Genomic DNA, 12,600 nt, shown 5'->3' with positions numbered 1-12,600 from the left:
CAACAACCTTTGCTCAAATATCTCAGGAAAATGCCAGGAACGGAGAAACGCACAACAGCAGGCCCGTGAAAATAATCAGATACAGGGAAGCGCCTTTGTATTTGTGCAGTGCAGGAACTTTGTAGACCAGCCAGGCCGGGATCAGACAACCCACCATGCCGAAGATAGGGCTACAAATAGAGGTGAAGCTCAGTACCGGCGCGTTGAGCACAATTGCGCTCCAGGCCAGCAGGATGGCAAAAATCATAATGCCGCGCTGAACAAAGGTTTCGTTGATTTTCTCAGCCGGCATATAGCGGCGCAGAATGTTCATCACGATCCCTTGAGTCGCTTCACGGAAACCTAAGTAGACGCCGAAGAAAGCGGTCATAACGGCGAAAATGTTCAGAATAACGCTGACGATTTTCACCCAGCCAGCACCCGCACCATTGATAAATTGCGCGGCAATCGCCAGAGCGGAAATGTTCTGCTCATAAGCTTTAACCGCTTCGTCGTGGCCCATCGCCAATGTGAAGGAAACGGCGTAGAAAAAGACGGTAACAAACAGAATACCGAACGCGATGTTCATGGCACGCAGAGCTTTATGGCGCGCCACTTCGATGGATTTGTTGCGTGAACGGTATGAGATAACCATCGGGCTTAAGGTCTGAATAAACAGAATCGAGGTCAGCGTAAACGGCAGAGTGATGATCGCATTTTTGATCAGCAGCGCCATCGGCGGCAGTGAACCTGCGTTATGCAGATGCCACATCCCTACCATCGACACGCCAAGCGCTGCCACAACCAGCAGCTTGGTCAGTACCATACCGGTGGAGATTTTAAACAGCATTTGTTCCCCGCGTGACGAGATAGCCACCAGGATGCAAATCAGTACCAGGCCATAGAACGGGCTGTCGGACAGTAAACCTTCCGTCACGCCAAACGTGTGCAGATAAGAGGCGCTGTCATTGGTGATGGCGGTGGAATAAACGAACATCCAGATAACCAGCATCACAAAATACAACGCACCTAACAGGATGCCCCAGTTCTTACCCAGATAGCCGCTGATCACGCTAGGGTAGTCTTTACACTCTGGGGACTCAGCCAGCGTGTTGATAAACAGGCGCTGGAACAGGTACATGGCTGGGTAACCGATGATAGAGGAGAGCAAGAACACCCACAGCCCCATCAATCCTACCTGGACAGGAAGAAAAACAATCCCCGCGCCAATTGCCATACCGATACTCATAATGACCCAGCCGGTATCCGTGCTGTCGAATTTAATAGCTTCGCGCCATTCGCTTTCGGTCATTCCCGCCCGACGTGCCGGAGCAGATGCGTCGAGTATTACGCTACTATTCGTTGCCGTTTCCATAATTTTCCGCTCAATTTGTAGGTAGAGGTTTTTATATTTTTTTCGTACTGCATCAATGCGATACGCAGTACTTAGGTGCAGGTGAGCTATTGGAGTAATGAAGAAATCATACGCGCAGGATCAGAGAAAAACTTCACAAACAAACCCCTGTAATTTCTAAAAGTTAAGAAATATTTTCTCTTTAAATACCGATAAATGTATTAAATTTCTGTTTTTGAAGCGGATCACAACAAAAAAAGGTGCGCTAAAGTGCTAATGTTTGTCAGTTAAGCATTATCGAGAACATGCGATTCTAGTTCAGGATTCCGTTCACCTCAGCGGTGTCATTTCTCTGAAACGCCGTTACCCGTGAACGTGCAAGGGAGGCTCATCGCCGCCTCCCTTGCAACCTAGGCTCCCGGCGGGAAAATCGTCGCTGCGCGATTCATTCGTCTTATGCCGTCTGCCTGTCGGGTCGGGGCCGAGCCTGCATCCCTGCAGGCCATCCCCTCTGCCCGCATCCCTGCGGGCAGCCCCGGTCAGCCGTCAACGCCTCATCGATTTTCAGCCGGACCGGGGTCATCGCTTCAATGCTCTGACTTCCAGTGAAACCCGTTTTGCTGTTTAAACAAAAAAACGCAGATGGTCAGGTGTGGGCTGGTCCGGCTGAAAATTGCCGACGTGTTTCCGTAAGGCAGGGAGAGCCAGCATGGATGCTGGCTCAGGGCGCGCTTTGCATGGATGCTACCTCGCGCCCGGCCCGGTAGCCTGAAGGAATAAGCGGAGAGTATTGCGCAGCAACAATTTTCCTGCCGGGAGCCGGGATTGTAAAGGGTGCGGCGATAGCACCCTTTACACGTTCACAGGAACCGGTACATAAGAGAAGCAATGAACATAAGGTGAACGGAACAATGCCTCAGATTCATCATCCTGGTCAGTGGATGTTGATTGATTCATTGCCGGATGGCGGCGCTTACGCCTTATCCGGCCTACAAACGCACCCTTTCATCTCAGGTACAAACCACTTTAATCGCCAGGCCACCGCGTGACGTTTCGCGGTATTTGTCGTTCATATCTTTGCCCGTTTCATACATGGTCTCGATCACTTTATCGAGCGAAACGCGTGGCTCAGATGTGCGACGTAGCGCCATACGTGCGGCGTTGACGGCTTTTACCGCGTTGATCGCATTGCGTTCAATACACGGTATTTGCACCTGTCCAGCAACCGGATCGCAGGTCAGCCCCAGGTTATGCTCCATGGCGATTTCCGCCGCAATACAAACCTGCGACGGGCTACCGCCGAGCAACTCGGTCAGCCCGGCAGCCGCCATTGAACAGGCTACGCCAATTTCACCCTGGCAGCCGACTTCAGCACCAGAAATAGAGGCGTTCATCTTATACAGCGCCCCTATCGCCCCCGCGGCCAGCAAGTAGCGGGCAATGGAGTTTGCATTCACCGGACGGCGGAACTTGTCGTAATAGGCCAGGACCGCAGGGATAATTCCACATGCGCCGTTGGTCGGTGCCGTCACAACCCGGCATCCGGCGGCGTTTTCTTCGCTCACGGCCAGCGCGAACATGTTGATCCAGTCGATAACGTTCATCGGGTCGCTGGACAGATTATCGCTGGAAACCAGCAACCGGCGTAATGCCACGGCGCGGCGCGGAACGTTCAATGGACCCGGCAGGACGCCTTCGGTGTTCATGCCGCGCTCGATTCCGGCGTGCATGACGTCCCAGATGGCGGCAAAACCAGCATCGATTTCTTCTTTGCTACGCATCGCCAGTTCGTTCTGCATCATCAGGCCGGAAACGGATAGCCCGTTGCGCTCGCACAATTTCAGCAGTTCGCTGGCGGAATGAAAATTGTAGGGCACGTGTGCTTCAACATCATGCGCCTGACCAAATTGCTCCTCTTCAACGATAAAACCACCGCCGACGGAGTAATAGGTTTTGCTTAATAGCGTCTCGGTGTCGTTCCATGCGGTGATACGCATGCCATTTTCATGGCGCGGCAGCGTTTCGGCGTGAAAGAGGATATTTTTGTCTGGGGAGAAATCGACAATATGCGTGCCCTCTGCAACCGGTAAACGTCCGGTACGGGCCACTTCCTGAGTAAAACCAGCGATAGAATCTATATTAACGTTTTGCGGACTGTTACCGGCCAGTCCCATCATGATGGCGACATCTGTCGCATGACCTTTTCCGGTCAGGGAAAGCGATCCATAAAGATCGACCACAATATGCGTAGCTTTGGGAAGTTCCCCGCTGCTGACCAACAGATCGATAAAGCTTTTACCTGCGTTCATTGGCCCCACGGTATGGGAGCTGGAAGGTCCAATGCCAATCTTAAAAATATCGAATGCGCTAATCATATCCACACCCTCGGATTGCCGTTCAGTGAAGACCAGGTTTCACACTCATTAAGGATCGGGGCGATCCTGAGATCGCCCCGCAAGGGATTACAGCGTGTCGCCACGTACGGCGATGGCTTCAATCTCCAGCTTCACATCCTTGGGTAAGCGGGCGACCTGCACGCAACTGCGCGTGGGGTAGATTGCCTTATGCTCATCAAAGAACTGCTGGTACACCTGATTAATGGTGGCGAAGTCGTTCAGGTCAGAAACGAAAACGGTCGTCTTCACGATATCGCTCACTTTCAAACCTGCAGACTCGACGATCGCTTTCACGTTCTCCAGGCTTTGACGTGCCTGATCCGCCACGTTTTCAGCCACTTCACCGGTCTGTGGACACACCGGGATTTGACCTGACGTCAACACCATGCTGCCCAGATCCACACCCTGTACGTAAGGCCCAATCGCCCCTGGCGCACATTCGGTTGCAATTACTTTTCTCATAGCCCCTCCGGCGTCAAAGCGCCTGGGTGAAAGTACGTGAAATAACATCCTGCTGCTGTTCGCGGGTCAGCGCGTTGAAGCGCACCGCATAGCCAGACACGCGGATCGTCAGGTTCGGATAGTTTTCCGGGTGCTCAATGGCATCCATCAACATTTCACGGTTCATAACGTTAACGTTCAGATGCTGGCCACCTTCCACATGTGCTTCATGGTGGAAGTAACCGTCCAGCAGACCGACCAGGTTGGTTTTACGCACTCCATCCTCTTTGCCCAGCGCTGCCGGCACAATGGAGAAGGTGTACGAGATACCGTCTTTGGCATAGGTGAACGGCAGTTTGGCAACCGAGGTTAACGACGCTACCGCACCTTTGCGATCGCGGCCGTGCATCGGGTTCGCCCCTGGCGCAAACGGCGTACCTGCGCGACGTCCATCCGGCGTGTTACCGGTTTTCTGTCCGTACACCACGTTGGAGGTAATGGTCAGAATGGACTGCGTCGGCACCGCGTTACGGTAGGTTGGCAACACCTTAATTTTCTTCATAAAGCGTTCGACCAGGTCGCAGGCAATGCTGTCTACGCGCTCGTCGTTGTTACCGTATTGCGGATAGTCGCCTTCGATTTCGAAATCAACCGCCAGACCATTTTCATCGCGAATCGGTTTCACGCGAGCGTATTTGATAGCCGACAGAGAATCCGCCGCCACGGACAGACCCGCCATACCACAGGCCATCGTGCGATAGACATCACGATCGTGCAGCGCCATCAGCGAAGCTTCGTAGCTGTACTTGTCGTGCATATAGTGGATGATGTTCAGCGCGCTGATGTACTGCACCGCCAGCCAGTCCATAAAGTGGTCCAGGCTCTCCATCACCGTGTCGTAGTCCAACACGTCATCCATCAGCGGTGCCGTTTTCGGCCCGACCTGGATTTTCAGCTTCTCATCCACGCCGCCGTTGATTGCATACAGCAACGTTTTGGCGAGGTTGGCACGCGCCCCGAAGAACTGCATTTGCTTGCCGATAACCATCGGGCTGACGCAGCAGGCAATGGCATAGTCATCGCTGTCAAAGTCGGCACGCATCAGATCGTCGTTTTCATACTGCAAAGACGAAGTGATGATAGACACCTGGGCGGCGTACTTTTTGAAGGCAATCGGTAGCTGCTCAGACCAAAGCACCGTCAGGTTCGGCTCAGGTGCCGGGCCCATGGTGTGCAGCGTATGCAGATAGCGGAACGAGTTTTTCGTCACCAGCGTGCGGCCATCCAGCCCCATACCGCCGATAACTTCAGTCGCCCAGATTGGGTCGCCTGAGAACAGGGTGTCGAATTCCGGCGTACGCAGGAAGCGCACCATACGGATCTTCATAATGAAGTGGTCGATCAGCTCCTGCGCCTGCTGCTCATTTAACACGCCCGCTTTGAAATCGCGCTCAATATAAATATCGAGGAACGATGCGGTACGGCCCAGCGACATAGCGCCACCGTTCTGAGATTTCACCGCAGCCAGGTAAGCAAAGTACACCCACTGCACCGCTTCCTGCGCATTACGCGCCGGACGGGAGATATCGCAGCCGTATTTCGCCGCCATTTCCTGCATTTGCAGCAGGGCGCGACGGTGTTCAGACAGCTCTTCGCGCAGACGAATCGTGGCTTCAAGATTCTGGCCCCACTCCAGGTTCGACTGGAGATCGGCAAACTGCAGTTCACGCTCACGCACCAGATAGCGGATACCGTACAGCGCGACGCGGCGATAGTCACCGATGATACGACCACGACCGTAACCATCCGGCAGGCCGGTCAGCACCCCGGATTTACGGCAGCGCAGCATATCCGGAGAGTAGGCGTCGAATACGCCCTGGTTATGGGTTTTACGCAGTTCAGTAAACTGGTATTCAAAATCAGCATCCATCTCACGACCATAAGCATCAAAAGAGCTTTTGATCATGTTGATGCCGCCAAAAGGATGCAGAGCGCGCTTGAGCGGCTTATCCGTTTGCAGACCGACGATTTTTTCCAGTTCTTGTTCAATATAACCCGCATCATGCGCGGTTATCGTGGTAGCAATATTGGTATCGAAATCAACCGGCGCGTGCGTCGAGTTTTCAATACGGATGCCCGCCATAACTTTTTCCCACAATGCAGTGGTCGCAGGCGTTGCTTCGGCGAGGAAAGATTCATCCCCTTCATAAGGCGTATAGTTGTGCTGAATAAAATCACGGACATTAATTTCTTCTTTCCAGTCCGTACCTTTAAAGCCATTCCAGGCCTCGGCATACAGCATATCGCTGGTATCGATATTTACCTTCATGAAAAATAATCTCTCTGCTGAAAATTAATTATGCAAATTCTACTGGTGTATTAATTTTGCCTAAGGCAATGGCATCACGTGCAATCATTTTCTCTTCATTTGTGGGAATTACCGCACAAATAACACGAGCATCTTTATTAGAGATAATTCTTTCGCCATGGGAATTTGGCAGGCTATTCATCTCGCTGTCGATATTCACACCTAAAACGGCAAGGTGTTCAATAACCAGACGACGAATTAATACCGAGTTCTCACCTATTCCACCGGTGAAAATAATCCCATCAAGACGATGCAGCGATGCGGCATGTCCGGCGATATGGCGTGAAATACGATGCACAAACGTTTTAATCGCCAGCTGCGCACGCTCATGTCCCTCGTGCCAGGCTTTTTCTAACGTACGTAAGTCAGAGGACAAACCGGAAATACCCAGTAAACCGGACTCTTTATTCACTACGCGCTCAAGGTCGCTCAGCGTCTGGTTGGTTTCGCTGGCAATCCACGCCATGGCGCCGAAATCGACGTCGCCGCTGCGTGTGCCCATCATCAGCCCTTCCAGCGGCGTCATGCCCATTGAGGTATCAACGCTCTGTCCATTACGTACCGCACAGATTGACGCGCCGTTGCCCAGGTGCGCCACAACCAGACCGGAGTCATCACTCTGCAGGTCGAGAAGCTCATGCGCTCGCTGAGAAACATAGCGATGCGACGTGCCGTGGAAGCCATAACGACGAACGCCCAACTCCTCAAAATATTTCCACGGTAAACCGTACAGATAGGCCTCAGGAGCCATCGTCTGGTGGAAGCTGGTATCAAATACCGCAACCTGCTGCACACCCGGGAAAAGGTGCTGAGCGGATTCGATCCCACTCAGGTTCGCATAATTATGTAGCGGTGCTAATGGTGATACCCGGCGAATATTATCGATAACTTCGTCAGTAATAATTGCTGATTCGGTAAAGATATTTCCGCCGTGGGCAATGCGGTGGCCAATTAAGGCCACGCTGTCCATTAAATTACGTTTCTCCAGTTCAACGGCAATTGCTTTTAATGCGTCTTCGTAGCTGTGGTGAGCCAGCTTAGCTGGCTCTCCTCCATTAATTGCTATGAACGCATTTTCAGAGTTAATACCGTCTGCAATTCCCGCCATTAAAACTTCACAGTTTGCTGCATCCAGCACTGAGAATTTAATGGAAGACGAACCACAGTTAATAACCAGTACTACCGGAAACTCATTCATTTCACTACTCCGCTCATCCTGAGCTTAAGGATTAAAACAGTTTGTAGACGATGTTCAGGATGGTCAGCAGACCAATCACGGTAACAAACACGTTATCCAGACGGCCACGGTATTTCGCCAGTGATGGCGCTTTACGGATGGCATACATCGGCAGCAGGCAGAGCAGAGAGGCAATAATCGGCGCGCCCATTGCTTCAATCAGGTCCAGGATGTTCGGGTTGGCGTAAGCCACAACCCAGGTGGAGCCCATGATGAAGATCATGCTGATGGTATTAAGTTTGCCGGCAGAAACTTTCGTTTTATCGCCTTTATAACCAAACTTCAGCACCAGACCGTTCAGACCTTCCAGCGTGCCCAGATAGTGGCCGAAGAAAGATTTGAAGATAGCAACCAGGGCGATGATTGAAGCACCGTACTCCAGAACGGTCGCGAAGGTGGACTTCGTACCGGACAGTGAAGCGAAGTGGTTTGCCAGGTAAGACAGTACTGGAATGTTCTGTGCTTTCGCATCCGCCATGTTTGCCGGAGACAGCGTGAACAGGCAGCTAAAGGCGAAGAACATAACCACGGCAACCATCAGCATACTGGCGCGAGAGATGATTTTAGAACACTTCTGCTCGGTGAACTCGCGACCAAAATCTTTCTCATACTCTTCACGTTTGGAGACCACGAAGGAAGAAACAATCGGTGAGAAGTTGAAAGAGAACACCATGATGGAAATACCCAGCCACACGGTTACCAGGATGCCGTCATGGCCGGTCAGTGCGATATTGCTGAGATCAACCTGATCGATAACCGCAGAGTTCCAGTATGGGATCAGGGACAGAGAAATAAGCACCAGGCTGGCAATGAACGGCCATACCAGGTAGCTCATCACTTTAACCATCAGATCTTTACCAAACCAGATGACGAATGCCATCAACAGCAGCAGGAAGAGTGCCACGAAGCCACGGTTTAACGCTGGCATCTGCAGCTGGTTTTCCCAGAAGGTCATAAAGGTGTTGGTAATGGTGACGCCATAAATCCACAGCAGCGGACAAATCGCAAAGAAGTAGAGGAACGTGATAACCACGCCACCCGTTTTACCAAAATGCTCTTCAACCGTTTCTGTGATGTTGCCGGAAGGGTTAGAACCGGAAAGACACAGGCGTGCCAGCGCACGGTGGCAATAGAAGGCGATGGGGTATGCTAGCACCAGCATGATCAGAATGGGGATCAGTCCGCCAAAACCTGCGCGGATAGGGAAGAACAGCACCCCAGCGCCGATGGCTGTACCAAATAAACCCAGTGTCCAGGTGGTGTCCGATTTGCGCCAGGACGACTGTTTTGTCTGGCTGGATACAATGCTATCAGTAGTACTCATATCCTATCCTCAACGAAGTATATTAAGCGTCAACTAAACCAGTAATTTGAGATACACGAGAAAGGTCGATATTACCGCCAGAAATAATGCTGACTGTTTTTCTGTTCTGGATATAGCTATCTAATTTCCCGCTTAATAATGCTGCGCATGCCAGCGCGCCGGCACCTTCAGTCACAACTTTATTTCGCTGAATTAATGCCACCATGCTGTTGCGAATTTCGTCTTCGCTGACCAGGACAATGTCATCCACCAACTCACGAACAATTTCATACGTTAAAGTACCCGGGCGGGAAACGTCACAACCATCCGCCAGGGTGCCGGTCGTTCGGTGCGTGGTTATTTCTCCAGCGTGGAAAGAAGCCGCCATGCCGTGAACGTTTTCAGACTGCACGCCAATAATTTTAATGGTCGGGTTAATAGATTTAATTGCCACCGCAATACCAGCAATCAGTCCGCCACCGCCAATTGGCACAATCACGTTATCGACATCGTACAGATCTTCCAGAATTTCCAGACCAATAGTGCCCTGACCAGCAATAACTTTCGGGTCATCATAGGGTGGAATAAAGATACGGCCTTCAGTTTCCACAATCTCGCTAACCTTAGCGATGGTGTCGTTGAAGTTGTCGCCGTGCAGTACAACTTCTGCAGAATAATCGCAGGTTGCCGCTACTTTAGACTTCGGTGCGCCTTTCGGCATCACCACTTTGCCGTCGATTCCGAGCATAGCGCAGGAGAGAGAAACGCCTTGCGCATGGTTACCTGCAGAGCAAGCCACCACGCCCTTACATCTTTCAGCTTCGGTTAATGAACTGAGCTTGTTAAAAGCACCACGGATTTTAAATGAACCGGTACGCTGCATGTTTTCAAATTTGAGGAAAATTTCCCCTTTGCAACGTTCACTAAAATAGTTAGAGCGAGGCATTCCCGTTTTATAAATTTTCCCCGCAAGTCTTTTTTTCGCTTCGAGGATATCTTCAATTGCAACTGGGAGATCGTATGTAATGTGCATTAGAACCTCTTACCTGGGTATTAAAGTAAATAGATAGCCGTGACCATTGTCAGATATAGACAGATGGCGTTTATTTCGTGTTAAAACAAATTCAATTTTTAATCAATTTCAATTAATTGCCTTCGTCTCCGACAATTATATGATGAATACTCTTTGGCTAATTCCACCAAAATAGATGCTGCTTTTTTAATTCGATAATTTTTCGACCACACGGCGGCATAACGCGCGACGGGTAAAGTTTCTTCTACCGGGATAGTAATAAACTGGTTTGAGCCAAACGGTGTGGTCATATCGCAGGGAATTACTGTTAAGAAATCAGCATTGAGAACAAGATTATAAATCGTAACGACAGAGTCTGTTTTAACGATGTTTTCACTGCTGATGCCATTATTCTGTAACGTGGTAAGAAGTTCGCTGTAGTACCCCATATTCGTTTGTGGCAACACCCACTGTTCGTTTTTCAACGCGCTCAGCGAGGTGATGCCGGTGCATGTTCGGGACTTGCTGGCAACCAGGATAAAGTCTGACTCAAAGAGCGGCTCAACGTGCAGATCATGCAGTTTCATCTCATCACTCAGCGTACCGATGGCGAAATCCAGACGTCCGTCACGAATCGCCGGTAAGAAGGAGGAGAGCTGAGCTTCATACATAGAAACCTGCGCCTTCGGGAACACTTCTTTGAATTTTTTAATCATGCCGGACATGATGGTGAAGGCAATCAGTGAAGGAAAGCCAAACGACACATCAACGACCGCGTTGCTCGTCATGCTGTTCATCTCATCAACCATGTTTTTCATTTCACGGGTAATAGATTCAGACCATGAGAGCATCACCTGACCTGCCTGAGTCAATGTCACACCAGTATTTTTACGTACTACCAACTCAATACCAAAATAAGCCTCAACATCATTGATGATTTTACTGACAGCGGGTTGAGTTAAACCTAATTCTTTTGCAGCTGAGCCGATAGAACCGCTTCTAATGACTTCCTGAAAGACCACTAAGTGCTGTGTTTTAGGGAGTGTAATAGTATTCATATCGACCTGCGTTAATTACTTTGTTGACGGCAGGAAGTGTACCAAATTAAGCGAACAAGGATATGTGCTACCCCTCACAAATCCCCTTGACTTACATTTTGTAAGACTATCGTTAAAATTTAAATCACTTAATAATCATATAGATATGAATTATCGATCTCGCTTTATCCTGACTTTAATCAAAAAAAGATGGGGGGATAACGATTTTTTATGGCTATAACACCTCCATTTTTTCCACTATTTTTTAAAACCATGAAAGGCTATATTTCAATCAATTACAGAACAATTATCAGGCAAGATGGCGCTTAAATTTAATAAACAACTTATCAAATTTAATTATATTTTAATGATTATGGCGATTAAATAACGTTATGCATCACATTTTTTCGCCATATTTGTTTGTAAAGAAACATTACATTTATTAAAATTCAATCTAAAAAATACAAATAATTATCATATGCAACATTATATTAACACTGATTTTGTGCAATTTATTAGCAAGTAATTTTGTGATGGAGATCGATTGCGTTCGATTATTCTCGATAAAAACGTATCGCGCAGCGTTTTGTGTTGGTCGTCACAAAATTAGAAATATCCACCGACACATTCCCCTCAGATAAAAGAAATTCGGTGCATAAATAATAGGGATATAAAAATTAGATAAGAAGGAAATAAGCGCCTGCATCCTCGAAAACCAATCTCAATGCTCGCTGTAAAACCTCTGCCGGATGGCGGTGTAAACACCTTATCCGGCCTACAAAACCAGTCTCTCCCCCAGTAGGCCTGATAAGCACAGCGCCATCAGGCATGGCACCCGCCCAGAAAGCAAAAACCTCACCGAAGTGAGGTTTTATAACGAGTGAAGCTGAACGATAAGCCGCGTTCTTTTGAGCATAGCGTCGTGGACAGTCATTCATCTGGCTTACCCTGAAAGCAAACCCCCACCGAAGTGAGATTTTATAACGAGTGAAGCTGACCGATAAGCCGCGTTCTTTTGAGCATAGCGTCGTGGACAGTCATTCATCTGGCTTACCCTGAAAGCAAAAACCCCGCCGAAGCGGGGTTTTATAAAGAGTGAAGCTGACCGATAAGCCGGGTTCTGTCGTGGACAGTCATTCATCTAGGCCAGCAATCGCTCACTGGCTCAAGCAGCCTACCCGGGTTCAGTACGGGCCGTACCTTGTGAACCCCTATTTGGCCTTGCTCCGGGTGGAGTTTACCGTGCCACGGACTGTTACCAGCCGCGCGGTGCGCTCTTACCGCACCCTTTCACCCTTACCTGATCCCACTTGCGTGGGCCATCGGCGGTTTGCTCTCTGTTGCACTGGTCGTGGGTTTCCCCCCCAGGCGTTACCTGGCACCCTGCCCTATGGAGCCCGGACTTTCCTCCCCTCCGCCCGTCTCCCCCGAAGAGGACGACGACGAAGCGGCGACTGTCTGGTCAGCTTCGGC

Annotated in this window: 8 protein-coding genes and 1 other RNA gene; all 9 read right to left on the bottom strand. The window is 49.9% G+C overall.

Annotated elements, in window-relative coordinates:
* Positions 1 to 22: 22 nt before the first annotated feature.
* A complete protein-coding gene (locus OGY71_RS04990; RefSeq protein ID WP_003828582.1) occupies positions 23 to 1,354 on the bottom strand; it encodes an SLC5/6 family protein in 1,332 nt (443 codons plus the stop codon).
* A 989-nt stretch (positions 1,355 to 2,343) separates the two neighbouring features.
* Positions 2,344 to 3,708 carry an L-serine ammonia-lyase gene (tdcG, locus tag OGY71_RS04985; RefSeq protein WP_003828583.1) on the bottom strand — a complete coding sequence of 455 codons (1,365 nt, stop codon included), beginning with the start codon at positions 3,706 to 3,708 and terminating at the stop codon, positions 2,344 to 2,346.
* Positions 3,709 to 3,795: 87 nt separating this feature from the next.
* On the bottom strand, positions 3,796 to 4,191 hold the full coding sequence (locus OGY71_RS04980) for an enamine/imine deaminase (protein WP_003828585.1): 396 nt from the start codon (positions 4,189 to 4,191) through the stop codon (positions 3,796 to 3,798).
* Between the two features lie 13 nt (positions 4,192 to 4,204).
* Entirely contained in the window at positions 4,205 to 6,499 is a 2,295-nt protein-coding gene (tdcE, locus tag OGY71_RS04975; RefSeq protein WP_003828587.1) for a 2-ketobutyrate formate-lyase/pyruvate formate-lyase, read from the bottom strand.
* 28 nt (positions 6,500 to 6,527) lie between these two features.
* Positions 6,528 to 7,736, bottom strand: a complete 1,209-nt coding sequence (gene tdcD, locus OGY71_RS04970) for a propionate kinase (RefSeq protein WP_003828589.1) — start codon at positions 7,734 to 7,736, stop codon at positions 6,528 to 6,530.
* Between the two features lie 31 nt (positions 7,737 to 7,767).
* Positions 7,768 to 9,099, bottom strand: coding sequence for a threonine/serine transporter TdcC (gene tdcC, locus OGY71_RS04965; protein ID WP_003828591.1), 1,332 nt, complete (start codon positions 9,097 to 9,099; stop codon positions 7,768 to 7,770).
* A 22-nt stretch (positions 9,100 to 9,121) separates the two neighbouring features.
* A complete protein-coding gene (gene tdcB / locus OGY71_RS04960) occupies positions 9,122 to 10,111 on the bottom strand; it encodes a bifunctional threonine ammonia-lyase/L-serine ammonia-lyase TdcB (protein ID WP_003828594.1) in 990 nt (329 codons plus the stop codon).
* A 98-nt stretch (positions 10,112 to 10,209) separates the two neighbouring features.
* The gene (gene tdcA / locus OGY71_RS04955; protein WP_003828596.1) at positions 10,210 to 11,148 is read right to left on the bottom strand and encodes a transcriptional regulator TdcA; all 939 of its coding nucleotides are present in this window, start codon (positions 11,146 to 11,148) and stop codon (positions 10,210 to 10,212) included.
* 1,072 nt (positions 11,149 to 12,220) lie between these two features.
* Positions 12,221 to 12,597: RNase P RNA component class A (rnpB, locus tag OGY71_RS04950), an RNA gene on the bottom strand.
* Positions 12,598 to 12,600: the final 3 nt, after the last annotated feature.

The organism is Citrobacter sp. Cpo109 (assembly GCF_030332565.1).
GTDB lineage: Bacteria > Pseudomonadota > Gammaproteobacteria > Enterobacterales > Enterobacteriaceae > Citrobacter > Citrobacter portucalensis.
The sequence above is the reverse complement of the archived record's forward strand: the minus strand, read 5'-3'. Positions and strand labels throughout refer to the sequence as shown.

Bases quoted from the DNA above. Each gene is read 5' to 3' on its own strand.
- tdcD (WP_003828589.1), bottom strand. From the start codon at position 7,736: ATGAATGAGTTTCCGGTAGTACTGGTTATTAACTGTGGTTCGTCTTCC.
- OGY71_RS04980 (WP_003828585.1), bottom strand. From the start codon at position 4,191: ATGAGAAAAGTAATTGCAACCGAATGTGCGCCAGGGGCGATTGGGCCT.
- tdcE (WP_003828587.1), bottom strand. From the start codon at position 6,499: ATGAAGGTAAATATCGATACCAGCGATATGCTGTATGCCGAGGCCTGG.
- OGY71_RS04990 (WP_003828582.1), bottom strand. From the start codon at position 1,354: ATGGAAACGGCAACGAATAGTAGCGTAATACTCGACGCATCTGCTCCG.
- tdcA (WP_003828596.1), bottom strand. From the start codon at position 11,148: ATGAATACTATTACACTCCCTAAAACACAGCACTTAGTGGTCTTTCAG.
- tdcC (WP_003828591.1), bottom strand. From the start codon at position 9,099: ATGAGTACTACTGATAGCATTGTATCCAGCCAGACAAAACAGTCGTCC.
- tdcB (WP_003828594.1), bottom strand. From the start codon at position 10,111: ATGCACATTACATACGATCTCCCAGTTGCAATTGAAGATATCCTCGAA.
- tdcG (WP_003828583.1), bottom strand. From the start codon at position 3,708: ATGATTAGCGCATTCGATATTTTTAAGATTGGCATTGGACCTTCCAGC.